A 17,435-nucleotide genomic window follows, 5' to 3' on the forward strand; every position below is an offset into this window, starting at 1 on the left:
TTGAAGAAATCTTCGAAAGCTTCTGAAAATAATCACTTGACAGCAAATGAGGCTGCTGTAGAATGCGCGCCTCGGTTGAGACGAAAGATCTTAACCAACCGCTCTTTAACAACTGAATCAAGCAATTCGTGTGGGTGCTTGTGGAGTCAGACTGATAGTCAACAAGATTATCAGCATCACAAGTTGCTCCGCGAGAAATCAAAGATGTAACCAACGATTGCTGAGCCAAGTTTAGGGTTTCTTAAAAACCCAAAGATGTTTGTACTGAAGAGTTTGATCATGGCTCAGATTGAACGCTGGCGGCAGGCCTAACACATGCAAGTCGAGCGGTAGAGAGAAGCTTGCTTCTCTTGAGAGCGGCGGACGGGTGAGTAATGCCTAGGAATCTGCCTGGTAGTGGGGGATAACGTTCGGAAACGGACGCTAATACCGCATACGTCCTACGGGAGAAAGCAGGGGACCTTCGGGCCTTGCGCTATCAGATGAGCCTAGGTCGGATTAGCTAGTTGGTGGGGTAATGGCTCACCAAGGCGACGATCCGTAACTGGTCTGAGAGGATGATCAGTCACACTGGAACTGAGACACGGTCCAGACTCCTACGGGAGGCAGCAGTGGGGAATATTGGACAATGGGCGAAAGCCTGATCCAGCCATGCCGCGTGTGTGAAGAAGGTCTTCGGATTGTAAAGCACTTTAAGTTGGGAGGAAGGGTTGTAGATTAATACTCTGCAATTTTGACGTTACCGACAGAATAAGCACCGGCTAACTCTGTGCCAGCAGCCGCGGTAATACAGAGGGTGCAAGCGTTAATCGGAATTACTGGGCGTAAAGCGCGCGTAGGTGGTTTGTTAAGTTGGATGTGAAATCCCCGGGCTCAACCTGGGAACTGCATTCAAAACTGACTGACTAGAGTATGGTAGAGGGTGGTGGAATTTCCTGTGTAGCGGTGAAATGCGTAGATATAGGAAGGAACACCAGTGGCGAAGGCGACCACCTGGACTAATACTGACACTGAGGTGCGAAAGCGTGGGGAGCAAACAGGATTAGATACCCTGGTAGTCCACGCCGTAAACGATGTCAACTAGCCGTTGGAAGCCTTGAGCTTTTAGTGGCGCAGCTAACGCATTAAGTTGACCGCCTGGGGAGTACGGCCGCAAGGTTAAAACTCAAATGAATTGACGGGGGCCCGCACAAGCGGTGGAGCATGTGGTTTAATTCGAAGCAACGCGAAGAACCTTACCAGGCCTTGACATCCAATGAACTTTCTAGAGATAGATTGGTGCCTTCGGGAACATTGAGACAGGTGCTGCATGGCTGTCGTCAGCTCGTGTCGTGAGATGTTGGGTTAAGTCCCGTAACGAGCGCAACCCTTGTCCTTAGTTACCAGCACGTAATGGTGGGCACTCTAAGGAGACTGCCGGTGACAAACCGGAGGAAGGTGGGGATGACGTCAAGTCATCATGGCCCTTACGGCCTGGGCTACACACGTGCTACAATGGTCGGTACAGAGGGTTGCCAAGCCGCGAGGTGGAGCTAATCCCACAAAACCGATCGTAGTCCGGATCGCAGTCTGCAACTCGACTGCGTGAAGTCGGAATCGCTAGTAATCGCGAATCAGAATGTCGCGGTGAATACGTTCCCGGGCCTTGTACACACCGCCCGTCACACCATGGGAGTGGGTTGCACCAGAAGTAGCTAGTCTAACCTTCGGGAGGACGGTTACCACGGTGTGATTCATGACTGGGGTGAAGTCGTAACAAGGTAGCCGTAGGGGAACCTGCGGCTGGATCACCTCCTTAATCGACGACATCAGCTGCTCCATAAGTTCCCACACGAATTGCTTGATTCATTGAAGAAGACGATAGAAGCAGCTTTAAGCTCCAAGCTGATAGCTCTTAGCTAATCAGTTACGCGCTCGAAATTGGGTCTGTAGCTCAGTTGGTTAGAGCGCACCCCTGATAAGGGTGAGGTCGGCAGTTCGAATCTGCCCAGACCCACCAATTTTGTTATGGGGCCATAGCTCAGCTGGGAGAGCGCCTGCCTTGCACGCAGGAGGTCAACGGTTCGATCCCGTTTGGCTCCACCACTACTGCTTCTGTTTGTATAAAGCTTAGAAATGAGCATTCCATCGTTGTGATGGTGAATGTTGATTTCTAGTCTTTGACTAGTTCGTTCTTTAAAAATTTGGGTATGTGATAGAAAGATAGACTGAACGTTACTTTCACTGGTAACGGATCAGGCTAAGGTAAAATTTGTGAGTTCTCTTAATCGAGAAATTCGAATTTTCGGCGAATGTTGTCTTCACAGTATAACCAGATTGCTTGGGGTTATATGGTCAAGTGAAGAAGCGCATACGGTGGATGCCTTGGCAGTCAGAGGCGATGAAAGACGTGGTAGCCTGCGAAAAGCTTCGGGGAGTCGGCAAACAGACTTTGATCCGGAGATGTCTGAATGGGGGAACCCAGCCATCATAAGATGGTTATCTTGTACTGAATACATAGGTGCAAGAGGCGAACCAGGGGAACTGAAACATCTAAGTACCCTGAGGAAAAGAAATCAACCGAGATTCCCTTAGTAGTGGCGAGCGAACGGGGACTAGCCCTTAAGTGGCTTTGAGATTAGCGGAACGCTCTGGAAAGTGCGGCCATAGTGGGTGATAGCCCTGTACGCGAAAATCTCTTAGTCATGAAATCGAGTAGGACGGAGCACGAGAAACTTTGTCTGAATATGGGGGGACCATCCTCCAAGGCTAAATACTACTGACTGACCGATAGTGAACTAGTACCGTGAGGGAAAGGCGAAAAGAACCCCGGAGAGGGGAGTGAAATAGATCCTGAAACCGTATGCGTACAAGCAGTGGGAGCCCACTTTGTTGGGTGACTGCGTACCTTTTGTATAATGGGTCAGCGACTTATTTTCAGTGGCGAGCTTAACCGAATAGGGGAGGCGTAGCGAAAGCGAGTCTTAATAGGGCGTCTAGTCGCTGGGAATAGACCCGAAACCGGGCGATCTATCCATGGGCAGGTTGAAGGTTGGGTAACACTAACTGGAGGACCGAACCGACTACCGTTGAAAAGTTAGCGGATGACCTGTGGATCGGAGTGAAAGGCTAATCAAGCTCGGAGATAGCTGGTTCTCCTCGAAAGCTATTTAGGTAGCGCCTCATGTATCACTGTAGGGGGTAGAGCACTGTTTCGGCTAGGGGGTCATCCCGACTTACCAAACCGATGCAAACTCCGAATACCTACAAGTGCCGAGCATGGGAGACACACGGCGGGTGCTAACGTCCGTCGTGAAAAGGGAAACAACCCAGACCGTCAGCTAAGGTCCCAAAGTTATGGTTAAGTGGGAAACGATGTGGGAAGGCTTAGACAGCTAGGAGGTTGGCTTAGAAGCAGCCACCCTTTAAAGAAAGCGTAATAGCTCACTAGTCGAGTCGGCCTGCGCGGAAGATGTAACGGGGCTCAAACCATACACCGAAGCTACGGGTATCACGTAAGTGATGCGGTAGAGGAGCGTTCTGTAAGCCTGTGAAGGTGAGTTGAGAAGCTTGCTGGAGGTATCAGAAGTGCGAATGCTGACATGAGTAACGACAATGGGTGTGAAAAACACCCACGCCGAAAGACCAAGGTTTCCTGCGCAACGTTAATCGACGCAGGGTTAGTCGGTCCCTAAGGCGAGGCTGAAAAGCGTAGTCGATGGAAAACAGGTTAATATTCCTGTACTTCTGGTTATTGCGATGGAGGGACGGAGAAGGCTAGGCCAGCTTGGCGTTGGTTGTCCAAGTTTAAGGTGGTAGGCTGGAATCTTAGGTAAATCCGGGATTCTAAGGCCGAGAGCTGATGACGAGTTAACTTTTAGTTAACGAAGTGGTTGATGCCATGCTTCCAAGAAAAGCTTCTAAGCTTCAGGTAACCAGGAACCGTACCCCAAACCGACACAGGTGGTTGGGTAGAGAATACCAAGGCGCTTGAGAGAACTCGGGTGAAGGAACTAGGCAAAATGGCACCGTAACTTCGGGAGAAGGTGCGCCGGTGAGGGTGAAGGACTTGCTCCGTAAGCTCATGCCGGTCGAAGATACCAGGCCGCTGCGACTGTTTATTAAAAACACAGCACTCTGCAAACACGAAAGTGGACGTATAGGGTGTGACGCCTGCCCGGTGCCGGAAGGTTAATTGATGGGGTTAGCTAACGCGAAGCTCTTGATCGAAGCCCCGGTAAACGGCGGCCGTAACTATAACGGTCCTAAGGTAGCGAAATTCCTTGTCGGGTAAGTTCCGACCTGCACGAATGGCGTAACGATGGCGGCGCTGTCTCCACCCGAGACTCAGTGAAATTGAAATCGCTGTGAAGATGCAGTGTATCCGCGGCTAGACGGAAAGACCCCGTGAACCTTTACTATAGCTTTGCACTGGACTTTGAATTTGCTTGTGTAGGATAGGTGGGAGGCTTTGAAGCGTGGACGCCAGTCTGCGTGGAGCCAACCTTGAAATACCACCCTGGCAACTTTGAGGTTCTAACTCAGGTCCGTTATCCGGATCGAGGACAGTGTATGGTGGGTAGTTTGACTGGGGCGGTCTCCTCCTAAAGAGTAACGGAGGAGTACGAAGGTGCGCTCAGACCGGTCGGAAATCGGTCGTAGAGTATAAAGGCAAAAGCGCGCTTGACTGCGAGACAGACACGTCGAGCAGGTACGAAAGTAGGTCTTAGTGATCCGGTGGTTCTGTATGGAAGGGCCATCGCTCAACGGATAAAAGGTACTCCGGGGATAACAGGCTGATACCGCCCAAGAGTTCATATCGACGGCGGTGTTTGGCACCTCGATGTCGGCTCATCACATCCTGGGGCTGAAGCCGGTCCCAAGGGTATGGCTGTTCGCCATTTAAAGTGGTACGCGAGCTGGGTTTAGAACGTCGTGAGACAGTTCGGTCCCTATCTGCCGTGGACGTTTGAGATTTGAGAGGGGCTGCTCCTAGTACGAGAGGACCGGAGTGGACGAACCTCTGGTGTTCCGGTTGTCACGCCAGTGGCATTGCCGGGTAGCTATGTTCGGAATAGATAACCGCTGAAAGCATCTAAGCGGGAAACTAGCCTCAAGATGAGATCTCACTGGAACCTTGAGTTCCCTGAAGGGCCGTCGAAGACTACGACGTTGATAGGTTGGGTGTGTAAGCGCTGTGAGGCGTTGAGCTAACCAATACTAATTGCCCGTGAGGCTTGACCATATAACACCCAAGCAATTTGTTTCTCGAAAGAGCATCAGATTGCGGTGTGTGAAGACGAAGATGAACCGAAAGTTCGACGCTCACAAAACACCGAAAGCTGTCACATACCCAATTTGCTGAAGCGAGACCAACTGGTCGCGACTCAGTACCCGAATTTCTTGACGACCATAGAGCATTGGAACCACCTGATCCCATCCCGAACTCAGCAGTGAAACGATGCATCGCCGATGGTAGTGTGGGGTTTCCCCATGTGAGAGTAGGTCATCGTCAAGATTAAATTCCGAAACCCCTGTTTGCTAACGCAAACAGGGGTTTTGTTTATGTAGAAGCTCATGAATTTCACCGGCACGTTGCCAACGCAACGGTCTGGTACACAGAATTTCTTGACGACCATAGAGCATTGGAACCACCTGATCCCATCCCGAACTCAGCAGTGAAACGATGCATCGCCGATGGTAGTGTGGGGTTTCCCCATGTGAGAGTAGGTCATCGTCAAGATTGAATTCCGAAACCCCTGTCTGCTAACGCAGACAGGGGTTTTGTCGTTTAAGGCTCTATTTCACACCCTCCCGCCTTCAGCTACCGCCTGTCGGTTTCCTACGTAAAAAGAAGATGCTTCACACAAATTTCTAAGCTTTGCCGATGTTTGGCCGAAAGCCTGACGAGCCATGCGTGCACCGAAATAGAGCGACCGCAGAGTCCGCCTATCCCGTTACATGGAATGTTCTACTCGGCACGCTCACCCCCCTTTGGCAAAAAGAAGTCGATGAAATGAATCTCAAGTTCAGTCATAAAATTCTGTTGGCCGCGTCAGGCGTCGTGGTTTTAGCCTTCGCGTTATTCACCCTCTACAACGACTACCTGCAACGCAGCACGATCAGGCAAAACCTGGCCTCGTCTATCGAGCAATCCGGCGAGCTTACCGCCAGCAGTGTGCAGAACTGGCTCAGTGGTCGCATCCTGGTCCTCGAGAACCTGGCGCAGAACGTTGCCCATCAAGGCAGTGCCGTCGATCTTCCCGGGTTGGTGGATCAGCCAGCGTTTACCTCCAACTTCCAGTTCACCTACGTGGGCCAAACCAATGGCGTATTTACACAACGCCCTGACGCGAAGATGCCTGACGACTATGACCCTCGTCAGCGCCCTTGGTACAAGCAGGCAGTAGCTGCAGACAAAACAATGCTTACCCCGCCTTATATGGCGGCTGTAGGCGGTCAGATCGTGACAATTGCCATGCCGGTGAAGAAGAACGGCGAACTGTTGGGTGTTGTTGGGGGTGACCTTAGCCTGCAAACCCTGGTGAAGATCATCAACTCGGTAGACTTCGGCGGCATTGGCCATGCGTTTCTGGTCAGTGGCGATGGTCAGGTCATCGTGAGCCCTGACCAGGACCAGGTGATGAAAAATCTCAAGGACATCTACCCTGGCACCAACGTGCGCATCGAGAAGCTCAACCAGGACGTTGTTCTCAATGGCCAGGATCGTATTCTTTCGTTCACGCCTATCAGCGGTTTGCCCGGCGCCGACTGGTACATCGGTCTATCCATTGATAAAGAAAAAGCCTACGCCCCGCTGGGCAAGTTCCGTACCTCGGCTTTGATTGCAATGCTGATCGCCGTTGTGGCCATTGCCGTGCTCTTGAGCCTGTTGATTCAAGTGTTGCTGCGTCCGTTGACCACCATGGGCGTCGCCATGCAAGACATCGCCCAAGGCGAAGGCGATTTGACCCGACGACTCGCAGTGACCAGCAAAGACGAATTCGGCGAAGTCGGCAGTGCATTCAATCAATTCGTCGAACGCATCCACGCCTCGATTTCCGAGGTGTCTTCGGCAACGCGTCAGGTGCATGATTTGTCCCAGCGCGTGATGGCATCGTCCAATGCTTCGATCATCGGTTCCGACGAACAGAGTGCGCGTACCAACAGCGTAGCTGCGGCCATCAACGAACTGGGCGCTGCCACCCAGGAAATCGCCCGCAATGCAGCAGATGCTTCGCAGCATGCCAGCGGTGCCAGCGAACAGGCTGACGATGGCCGCAAGGTGGTTGAGCAAACCATCCTGGCGATGTCAGAGCTGTCGCAGAAGATCAGTCTGTCCTGCACTCAGATCGAAACCCTTAACGCCAGTACCGACAACATCGGGCATATTCTGGATGTGATCAAAGGCATTTCCCAGCAGACCAACTTGCTCGCCCTCAATGCGGCAATTGAAGCCGCCCGTGCTGGCGAAGCCGGGCGTGGGTTCGCCGTAGTGGCAGATGAAGTGCGCAACCTGGCACACCGTACCCAAGAGTCGGCAGAGGAGATCCACAAGATGATCACTTCGTTGCAGGTGGGCTCGCGTGAAGCGGTGACCACCATGAATGCCAGCCAGACTTCCAGCGAAGAAAGCGTTGAAGTGGCCAACCAGGCGGGTGAGCGCCTGATCAGCGTGACGCAGCGTATCGTTGAGATTGATGGAATGAACCAGTCGGTTGCAGCTGCCACCGAAGAGCAGACCGCTGTCGTTGAAACCCTCAACGTCGACATCAACCAGATCAACCTGTTGAACCAGCAGGGTGTGGCCAACCTCAACGAGACGCTCAAAGACTGCGATGCACTGTCCCAGCAGGCCAGTCGATTGAAGCAATTGGTCGATAGCTTCAAGATCTGATCCTGTCTGCATCGGAGCGAGGCCTCTCGCTCCGAATGCTGATTGACGCAGTAGTTTCGTCGGCGATTTCTGAAGCCGTTCAGAGGAAGCTGATGGCCCTGAGGTAATCACAGCCTTTGCGTAACAGCGCCGGGCTCTTTGACGGATAGTCCATACCCATTCTTTCCAGACCCCATCGGGCATTGTCGTAACGGATCATCGACGTATCGCCGATGTCTTCGTCCAGTTCGTCCAGGTAGAAACCCAGCACACCGAACAACGCGTTATCACGGCCAACCGTTCGCAGCGCCTGCTGCCAGTCTTCAACGCTTACCCGGTCGAAGGCGTGCCCGGCCTGGCTGAATGCGTCGAGGTACTTATCCCAGCTCAAGGGCTGTGGGTTGTGCAGGTTGAACACGTTTCGCCCAAAGGCAAATTGGGCGCTGTGGAAGGCTATGAAGCCAGCCAGGAAATCCACCGGCATCAGATCGAAGTTCACCTCCAACCGGGGGACCAGCCCCAATTGCAGAGACCCCTTGAGCATCAGCATCAGGCGGTTCTTCTGCGGTTGGCAGACGCCGCTCTGACTGTTGAAACTGATATTTCCCGGCCGATGAATATTGACCCAGGCCCCTTGTTCGACGGCCCTTCCCAGCAATCGCTCAGCTACCCATTTCGAGAGGTTGTAGCCATTTTTCACATACAGCGGCTGCGCGCGCCCGGCGGGCGATTCAAGGACGTGCCCATCGGCGTCCACGCTGCTGCAGGCCGACAGCGTCGAGATGAAGTTAAGGACCTTCTTACAGTGGGTCTCGCAGAGGCGCAGGCACTCAAACACCGGCTCGACGTTGTCTCTGGCGAGTGACGCATAATCCAGTACATGATTGACCTGTGCGGCGTTATGCACCAGCACACCATAATGACGGGCAAGATAGTCATACACATTGCCGGCCAAGCCCAGGCGGGGTTCGCGCATGTCAGCGGCATACACCCGCACTCGGCTCAGGTCCAAATGTTCCAGGCGGTATTCCCGCAGTGCCTGGGTGAATCGCGCCGCCGCTGAATGCCCGGGCAGTTCCCGCACCAGACACGCTACTTCCAGCGCCCCGCCGGCCAGTAGCGCTTGGACGATATGTACCCCGACAAAACTGTTCGCCCCGGTGACGATCGCTTTGCGTGGGTCACCCATGCGGGTATCAGGCAGCACCTCGATCCCCAGCATTCTTGCTGCATCTTTTTCCATCCGGTGGGTAGGGGTATCAGGCAGCGCCCCGCCGTCCATCAGTGCGGCCAACGTGCGGATGGTCGGTGTCTCGAAAAAGGGGCTCAGGCAGAAGCTACGACCAAACTGCTCACGCAGGCGCAACAATAGGCTCGACAACAGGATGGAGTGGCCGCCGAGGTTGAAGAAACTGTCATCGATCGAAATTTCGCCTGCGGATAAGGCCAACAACTCTGCCCATAAGTCCACCAACTGTTCCTGCAGAGGTGTTTGTACAGGGTTGCGAGTCGCCCCGGCCAGCGTGGATATTGGCAGGGCCAATAATGCCTTCCGATCGACCTTGCCGTTACTCGTACCGGGCATACAGGCCAACTCGCTCCAGGCGACCGGCTGCATATGTACAGGCAACCACTGCCGGGCATGTTCCTTCAGGCTCTGCAGCGTAGCGCCGGGTTCGGGCTGGGCGGCAAAACCTATGACTCTGTGCGTCGGATCGATCACCACTGCCACTTGGCGAAACAATCGACTGTCGCGCAGGCACTGCTCAATCTCCTGAGGCTCGACTCTAAAGCCACGGATCTTGACTTGATCATCCCGACGCCCGCCGAGCTCGATGCCATCTTGCGTCCATTTCGCCAAATCGCCGCTGCGGTAAGCCTTGAGAACCTGTCCATTCGGCAGCCTCAGCGTAACGAATGGACTGTCGGGTTGCGGCGGTGCATTCCAATAGCCGAGGCTGACGCCTGGACCGGCAATGTACAAATCGCCCGTGACCTGTTCATCCACCGGTTGCAGGTTTTCGTCGAGGATTAACACCTGGCTGTTGGCGATGGGGTAGCCGATGTTGCGATGGCTATCACCTTGTTGGAATACCCGGTGTGTTGCCAACACTGTGGTCTCGGTGGGCCCATAAAGGTTATGCAACTGGCATTGCCCCGCCAGTTGTTCGATCACATAGGGCTCGCAGAAATCGCCGCCGGTCAGCAAGTGAGTAAGGCCCAGTGGCTTATCCAGCGGCAGAATGCTGAGCAGCGCCGGTGGCAGAAATCCATGACTGATGCGTTGCTGGCGAATCAGCTCTACCAGTTGGTGAGGGTCGTGACGTTGATCTGCGCTGGGGACAATCAATTCAGCGCCGGCGATCAAGGCCGGGAAAATATCGATCAATGACGAGTCGAAGCCCAGTGGCGAAAACTGCAGGACGCGACTGTGTTGATCCAACCCCACACAGGTTGTGAGCCACGCGCTGAAATGCGCCAGATTGTAGTGGCTCAGGAGTACACACTTGGGCTGGCCGGTGGTCCCCGACGTGAACAAGGCCATGCAAGGCTCGTCGGCAAGGGGGTGATGGCGCATCAGCGGTTGTATCGCGTCGACGTCGTGCACAGCGATTTGGCTGACATCAAGGGACGCGAAGCCATCTCGCAAAGGATGATGACCGTTATCCAGCAGCACAAAGGCCTGGAGGCTTTCCAACATGCTGCGCTGACGCTGCACCGGGTGATCCGGGGCCAACGGCAAATACACACAGCCGCAACCCAGCACCGCAAGAATACTTGCATACAGCTCGGTGGATTTTTCCAGGCACACGCCGATCACCCGTGGTGCTTGCACGCCTCCCAGCAAGGGAAGCAGGCGTTGCTGGATCGCTATGGCATGGCGATGAAGTTGCTGATAAGTCAGCATGCCCCCCGCGATATTCAACGCTGTTCGATTCGCGAAGGTCTCAAGACTGGCCTGTAGCGCTTCAATCATGGGCATCTGGGCTGCCCGCAGTAAGGCCGGGTCTGTCGTGCGGTTGAACCGATGCATGAATGCCACTGCTTCCAGCCCTTGCAGGCCCTGTTCGGGCCAGTCGTTAGCGGTAGCGGCTATAGAGAAATAACCTGGATCCCTTGAAAAACCACAGACCAACCAAGCTGCCCACTCCACCAATGCGTGCGTTGCCTGCTGGTGTAATCGCTGGCCGTTGCCGCTGGGTTCCTCGGCGACGCCCTGCACAGCCAACAGGCGGCGCTCGCGGTCATAGCAGCGCAACTGCAGCGAGGGCAGCCCGTGCTCGGATAGCGGGCCGATACCCACGCGCAGGCTTATCCATGGCACGTCGGTTGGCAATGGCGGCAGCGGCTGCCCCCCATCTTCGATTATCAGGTCGACAGACCCTGCTCCTGCGATATGGCCGTATTGCTCCAGCACTTGCTTGAGCTCGTCCAGGGCTTTGCTGGAGGTACTCCACGCGATCTTTAAACGCCGCATGCCAACCTCCCTGGTACCGGCAGGTAGGCGCTCAATGCCTGGGCGACGCTGGGCGTTTGCAGTACACCGCTGTGGCGCAGCAACCCCATGATATTGGCCACCAGTGGATGTTGGTGGGTGATGGGAAAATCCAGCGCATGGATTTCATGACGTAGCGCAAGACGAGTATCGGCACTGATGTCCAGGTGTTCGATCAGTTGCAGGTCGAAGTCTTGTTGCAGATCGTTGGTCAGGTAGCGCGCCAGGAAAACAGGCAGCGCTTGAGCGATGCTGTCGCGATCTTGCGGGGTTGCCGACTGCCAGTAAATACGCACCAACTGAGCCCAGAACCGCGCATGACGGCCCTCATCGAACAGGTGATCGGCCATCAGGCCGCGCACAGACGATTTGACGCTGGCGTCTTTTGAGAACGCTGCCACATCATGGGTAACGGTATTTTCAGCAATGGCCACGACGATTAATTCAACGGCATCGTGCAAGTGCGCCGGCACCTTTGCCTGCGCTGCCGGTAGCGCGCGGCTCAATTCAATTTGCCCGGGTAGATTGAGCGGTTCGATCCCGGTCATTTCCACGGCTTGCTGAAGAAAATCCAGCGCGACCAACGCGTGGTAATCCTCGTCCACAACGACCGTCATCGCGTCGTAGCGGCAAGCGAGTGGGAAGGGCAGGGAGAAGCGGTTTTTCGCGATGCTGCGAGCGGTCTTGTCGACGATTTCGGTTTCGAAGATCACCACATCATTGACGAATTTATAGAAGCTTTGCGTCAGCACGAAGTTGCGCCACTGCGGGCAGTGTTCAAGGAAAGTTGCACTCAGCACCAGCGGTTGGCGGCACAGGGGAAAGATGAGTTTGCCGTCGTTTTCCAGTACGCGTCGGGGGCGTGTGCGGATGGTAGCGCGACGCTCCCAATCATCGGCAAAGGATTGGTAATTGACGGCGTTCATGGGCGAACCTCTTGCAGCGTAGCCAGCACACTGTCCCAGAACATAATACGGCGCTCCACGGCGCCAAGGGCGGTGTTATCGGCTTGTTTCTGGCGAAGCGGATCTGTGCCGATCAAACGCTGGAGCAACTGTTCTGCCGCTGGCCCATGGTCGTGGCTGTCCACTTCGATATGGCGGTTGAGGTAGTGGAAGAAGGTAGGTGTTTCACGCTCAATGAACGCGTTGCTGTGCATCAAGCCTTCAAACATCGAGGGAATGACACTCTCGCGTCCATGCAGGAAGGCCGCCGCCACACAGTGGGTGGGCGCACTGAGCGCGATTTGCAATGTGCTGTCGACAAATTGCACCACGCCACGGGGCGCATCGATCATCTGCAAAGCCGCGCTGGCTTCCACGCCCTGATGCTGCAGATCAATGAGGCGTGTGATGGCGGCGGTGTTGGCGCCTACCTCTGTCATGGCGTCCAGGTAAAGCTCGAAATGACTGCAATGGCCGCGTGTTGGATGCTCATCCGATTCCTCGCCCAGCACAATTTCATTGATCAAGCGGGCAGCGTGGGGGTCTGCGGGAGGGAGCCAGGGGATTTGAGTGCACGTCAGGTCTTGTTGCAGGCGCTTGGTCAGAGTCATGAAGTCCCAAACGGCGAATACATGGTGCTCCATAAAGTATCGCAACTTGGCGAGTGAGGTTATTTCTATAAATAACGGATGGCCGAAAAGTTTTTGTTTTCTTTGTTCGATAAAATGTTGATGCATGGTTGACGCCTATAAGTTGTTGCAAGTGCTCTAAAAGCAGTGTTGGGATTTTTTTAGTTGTGTTGGAAGTGTAACGTTTAGTCAAGGCCGCGCAGATAGCGCAACTCTTGATAGAGTTGTGCCCAGTGGATTGAAGGGGTGCGGTTGGTCGGGCGAAGATAATAAGCTGATTAAACGTTAGGGGCGGATTATAAAAGTATTAGATGTTTTGTCCGCAAGCTGTTGCAGGAGCAACGGGTTGTTTAAGTGTGGGAGAGTTCCTCGGTGTTAGTAGCCTTGTAAGTTTTACTGCCTGTCATTATGGTAACTTTCCTGATGGAAAGTTACCCCGCATAGTGTAATGATCAGCGAGTAATGAAGGCCCTATTGCGCGACTTTTTTGTCGGCGCTTTCGAGACCCTTGAGGTAGTTAGCGATCACTTCCATACCGCGCATCAAGTGATTACGCAGCGTCAGAATGCTCTCGTCGATCTTTTTCTGCGCCACCAGGCTCAACAGTTCACGGTGATCCTCCTGAGACGTTTCGCCCAATCCCATCGCTTCAAGATTGAAGCGCAGAAAGCGTTCCTCTTCATTCAGCCCGTGCTCCACCAGATCGAGCAGTCGCTGATTGGGGGCCTTGCCGTACAAGACCATGTGAAACAGGCGATTGAGGCGGCCAATCTCTCTGTAGTCTTTCTCACATTCCAGCGCATTGATACAGGCCTCGGCCTCGGCAAGGTCGGCGTCACTGAGCAACGGGATCGACAAGCGCAGGGCTTCAGATTCGAGCAACATGCGCAGTGCATAGGTCTCAGCCGAATTGTCCTCGATCAACGGCGCCACCACGGCCCCCTTGTGGGTCACCACATGCAGCAGGGATTGCGCCTCCAGTTGGCGCAAGGCTTCGCGCACGGGCATACGGCTGACGCCGAACAGACTCGCCAGTTCCTGCTGGCGCATCGCGGTGCCACAGGGTAATCGCCCATCGAGGATGGCGTTGCGCAACGTTTCTTCAATGACGGCGCGAGCAAGATGGGCGGGAATAGGCCCGCTTATTTTGATGCTGCTTAAAGGGTTCGGCTTCTGCGTCACGGTTACGCTATCCTCCTTTCTTGAATAATAGTGTGGTCAATTGGATCCAATGCACACTAAAGACGGCCCAAGCGCTTGTCAAACAGCCAAAGTTTCCGTTTGTAAGGGCTTACACAGCATACTTTGTGTCTCCCACAAGGGGCGGTTATAAACTCGGTCCTCCTATGAATGATTGCACTGTGCCATTGTTTTTTGTAGGGCCAGGCTTCACCATTCCTCGAAATTGCGTCTCTTTCATGGACAGAACGCCTTGGCGGTAAGTTTTATTCCCTATCGAGTTCTTTGCTGGCTGTTATCAGCAATTCTGTTGGCCGGCTTGATGCTTGGCGGGCTGCGTGCCGATTGGGATTTCTCTCAGATCAGCCGCAAGGCTACCGCCGTGTACGGGCCGCTCGGCGAAGGGCAGCAGCGTATCGACGCCTGGCAGCGGCTATTGGCGAGCCAAAAACAGGTCAGCGAGCCGGAGCAGCTCAAGGTCGTGAATTTGTTCTTCAACAAGCAAATGACCTACGTGGAAGACATCGACCTCTGGCACGCTGTCGATTATTGGGAGACGCCCGTCGAGGCCCTTTGGAAGGGGGCCGGTGACTGTGAAGACTACGCGATCGCAAAGTATTTCAGTTTGCGTCATCTGGGTGTGTCCAGCGACAAATTACGCATTACCTACGTCAAGGCTTTGCGGCAGAATCGCGCGCACATGGTTCTGACCTATTATTCGACGCCTGACGCTATCCCGCTGGTGCTCGACAGCCTGATGGACGAAATCCTGCCGGCTACCCGCCGCACCGATTTGGTCCCGGTGTATTCATTCAACGCCGAGGGCTTGTACTTGCCCGGCGCCAAGGGCAACAAGAAAATCGGTGATACCAAACGCTTGTCGCGCTGGCAGGATGTGTTGAAAAAAATGCGTGCGGAAGGCTTCCCAGCCGAGCCTGCCAACTAGGAGTAACTGATCGGATGTCTCTGTTCAAACAACTATTGATCGCAATCTGTCTGTTCCTGGTGGTCGCCTTCAGCGGCAGTTTCATGGTCAGCCTGGAAAGCTCGCGCACCCAATACGTCAACCAGCTGCGCTCCCATGCTCAGGATGCCGCGACGGCGTTGGCGCTGTCGTTGACCCCCAATATCGACGACCCAGCCATGGTGGAGCTGCTGGTCAGCTCGATCTTCGACAGCGGCTACTACGCCAGCATCCGTGTGGTGGACCTGGCGACGGATAAAACCATCGTCGAGCGCAGCGGCATTCCTGATAACAACGGCGTGCCCAACTGGTTCGTAAAGTTGATCGGCCTGGAGCCGGCAGGTGGTGATGCGCTGGTTAGCCGTGGCTGGGAGCAGGCGGCGCGAGTCGAAGTGGTCAGCCATCCAATGTTCGCCCTGGCCAAGCTCTGGCAAAGCGCCTTGGGTAGCCTGGGCTGGCTACTGCTGTGCGGTGCGGTCAGTGTGGTGCTCGGTGGGCTGTTACTGCGCCGGCAATTGAAGCCGTTGGACTACATGGTCAAACAGTCCCACGCGATTGCCCGCCGAGAATTCCTCAGCCTGCCCGACCTGCCTCGCACGCCGGAACTGCGGCGAGTGGTGCAAGCCATGAACCAGATGGTGGAAAAGCTCAAGGCGTTGTTCCAGGAACAGGCCGAACGCAGCGAAAAACTGCGCACCGAGTCCTATCAGGACAACCTCACCGGCCTCGCTAACCGGCGTTATTTCGAAATGCAGCTCAACGCCCGTGTCAGTAACCCGGAAGACACCAACTCCGGTTACTTGCTGCTACTGCGGGTCAAGGACCTTGCCGGCCTCAACCAACGCCTGGGCGGCCAGCGCACCGACCAATTGCTGCAAGCGGTCGGCCAACAACTGCTGCGTCAGTGCGAGCCGTACCCGGAAACCCATAACCTCGTTACCCGTATCCGCGGCGGCGAATTCGCTGTGCTGGCACCGGGACTGATGCGTGAAGAAGCGCTGCAATTGGCGCAGAACCTGGAAAGCACCTTGCTCAGCTTGCAGGCGACCGGCGCCAGCGATGTGATGCCGGTGGCCTATATCGGCCTGGCGCCGTTCAGCCATGGCGATGCGCCACAAGCACTGCTGACCCTCGCCGATCAGGCGCTGGCCCAGGCCGAAGCGCAGGGCGATACCAGTTGGGTGTGCCTGGACAGCAGCGCCGCCGCCAGCGTCGGTGACGATCACCATGCCTGGCACACATTATTGGACCAGGCCCTGACCCAGCAGCGCTTCCAGCTGTACTTCCAGCCGGTCGTCGCCAGCCAGGACCCACAATTGGTCTTGCATTACAAAGTACTGTCGCGCCTGCAGGACGAGGAAGGCCACACGATACCGGCCGGGCGCTTTCTGCCGTGGCTCGAGCGCTTCGGCTGGTCGGCCCGCCTGGACCGTTTGATGCTGGAACAAGTCCTCAAGCAGATGGCCAGCCACAACCATAACCTGGCGCTGAACCTCTCGGCCGCAACGTTCCAGGATACCCAGGCCCTGAATCGGATTTATGACCTGCTGCGCCAGCACAGCAACCTGGGCTCACGCCTCACCCTGGAGATTGGTGAAGAGCAACTCCCCGAGCAACCGGTGCTGGAACAGATGACCCACCGCCTGCGCGAGCTGGGTTTTTCCCTCAGCCTGCAGCGTTTTGGTGGGCGGTTCAGCATGATCGGCAACCTGGCACGCCTGGGCCTGGCCTACCTGAAAATCGATGGCAGCTACATTCGCGACATCGACCAGGAAAGTGACAAGCGTCTGTTTATCGAAGCCATCCAGCGCGCAGCCCACAGCATCGATCTGCCGTTGATTGCCGAACGTGTGGAGACCGAGGGCGAGCTGAAGGTCATTCGCGAGATGGGGATTTTTGGTGTGCAGGGCCAGCTGTTTGGCGAGCCTGCGCCCTGGAAATCACACTGACATCAGGACATTCAAATGTGGGAGGGGGCTTGCCCCCTCCCACATTTGAATAAAGGTTCGGCGTCAGGGCTCAGATCAGTCCTTTCTCGTCATCATCAATCAACTGGCTCAACCCACCCAACGCTTCCCGCGCGTGGTTACGGTCCATCAACTTGGCCTGTGCCGCCGGCGGCAGGTCGGTCACGCTGATGACGCCTTTGCGGGTCAGCACCTGGATCAAGTCATCCAGCACCCGGATCATCTCCAGGTCGCTCTGCTTGAGTTGGGCCAGGCTGGTTTCCACCACTTCGTTGGCGTACCAGGCCTGGATCTCATGGTGATCGGCCGGCAGGGTTTCGGTGGACTCGGTAAAGGCGGCCGCCTCTACGCGAATCAGCGCGCCCAGTGCATCACGTTGCACGTAAAACATAAGAACCCCT

8 protein-coding genes, 2 tRNA genes and 4 rRNA genes are annotated in these 17,435 nt (G+C 55.2%); 9 read left to right on the top strand and 5 right to left on the bottom strand.

The window, feature by feature from the left end:
* The first annotated feature begins 261 nt into the window (after positions 1-261).
* From IH404_RS01445 to IH404_RS01475, 7 genes are all read left to right on the top strand, one after another.
* Positions 262-1,798: ribosomal RNA gene (locus IH404_RS01445) — 16S ribosomal RNA — on the top strand.
* A 124-nt stretch (positions 1,799-1,922) separates the two neighbouring features.
* A tRNA-Ile gene (locus tag IH404_RS01450) sits at positions 1,923-1,999 on the top strand.
* 10 nt (positions 2,000-2,009) lie between these two features.
* Positions 2,010-2,085, top strand: a tRNA-Ala gene (locus IH404_RS01455).
* 247 nt (positions 2,086-2,332) lie between these two features.
* Positions 2,333-5,224 (top strand): 23S ribosomal RNA (locus IH404_RS01460).
* A 157-nt stretch (positions 5,225-5,381) separates the two neighbouring features.
* Positions 5,382-5,497: ribosomal RNA gene (gene rrf / locus IH404_RS01465) — 5S ribosomal RNA — on the top strand.
* Positions 5,498-5,606: 109 nt separating this feature from the next.
* A 5S ribosomal RNA gene (gene rrf, locus IH404_RS01470) occupies positions 5,607-5,722 on the top strand.
* Together the 16S, 23S and 5S rRNA genes with 2 tRNA genes alongside form the textbook arrangement of a ribosomal RNA operon.
* Before the next feature lie 273 nt (positions 5,723-5,995).
* On the top strand, positions 5,996-7,876 hold the full coding sequence (locus IH404_RS01475; protein WP_005783516.1) for a methyl-accepting chemotaxis protein: 1,881 nt from the start codon (positions 5,996-5,998) through the stop codon (positions 7,874-7,876).
* A gap of 79 nt (positions 7,877-7,955) precedes the next feature.
* Here IH404_RS01475 and IH404_RS01480 read toward each other — a convergent pair whose 3' ends face one another.
* The 4 genes from IH404_RS01480 to IH404_RS01495 all read right to left on the bottom strand — a co-directional run bounded on the left by IH404_RS01480 (position 7,956) and on the right by IH404_RS01495 (position 14,106).
* The gene (locus IH404_RS01480; protein WP_194439697.1) at positions 7,956-11,333 is read right to left on the bottom strand and encodes an amino acid adenylation domain-containing protein; all 3,378 of its coding nucleotides are present in this window, start codon (positions 11,331-11,333) and stop codon (positions 7,956-7,958) included.
* Positions 11,321-12,277 carry a diiron oxygenase gene (locus tag IH404_RS01485; RefSeq protein WP_005783519.1) on the bottom strand — a complete coding sequence of 319 codons (957 nt, stop codon included), beginning with the start codon at positions 12,275-12,277 and terminating at the stop codon, positions 11,321-11,323. Before IH404_RS01485 ends, IH404_RS01480 begins: the two co-directional genes overlap by 13 nt.
* The gene (locus tag IH404_RS01490) at positions 12,274-13,032 is read right to left on the bottom strand and encodes a DUF3050 domain-containing protein (RefSeq protein WP_005783521.1); all 759 of its coding nucleotides are present in this window, start codon (positions 13,030-13,032) and stop codon (positions 12,274-12,276) included. The genes IH404_RS01485 and IH404_RS01490 overlap by 4 nt, the downstream gene beginning before the upstream one ends.
* A gap of 363 nt (positions 13,033-13,395) precedes the next feature.
* Entirely contained in the window at positions 13,396-14,106 is a 711-nt protein-coding gene (locus IH404_RS01495; RefSeq protein ID WP_005783523.1) for a GntR family transcriptional regulator, read from the bottom strand.
* Between the two features lie 250 nt (positions 14,107-14,356).
* Between IH404_RS01495 and lapG the strand changes: the two genes are divergently transcribed.
* Both lapG and lapD read left to right on the top strand, forming a co-directional pair.
* A complete protein-coding gene (gene lapG / locus IH404_RS01500; protein WP_005783525.1) occupies positions 14,357-15,049 on the top strand; it encodes a cysteine protease LapG in 693 nt (230 codons plus the stop codon).
* A 14-nt stretch (positions 15,050-15,063) separates the two neighbouring features.
* Positions 15,064-17,016: a cyclic di-GMP receptor LapD gene (gene lapD, locus IH404_RS01505; protein WP_194439699.1), complete on the top strand. Its 1,953-nt coding sequence runs from the start codon at positions 15,064-15,066 to the stop codon at positions 17,014-17,016.
* A gap of 70 nt (positions 17,017-17,086) precedes the next feature.
* On the opposite strand, the gene IH404_RS01510 is transcribed toward lapD, so the two are convergent.
* A complete protein-coding gene (locus IH404_RS01510) occupies positions 17,087-17,425 on the bottom strand; it encodes a hypothetical protein (RefSeq protein WP_005783528.1) in 339 nt (112 codons plus the stop codon).
* Between the last annotated feature and the right edge of the window lie 10 nt (positions 17,426-17,435).

This window comes from Pseudomonas sp. OST1909 (assembly GCF_015277575.1).
Lineage (GTDB): Bacteria > Pseudomonadota > Gammaproteobacteria > Pseudomonadales > Pseudomonadaceae > Aquipseudomonas > Aquipseudomonas synxantha_A.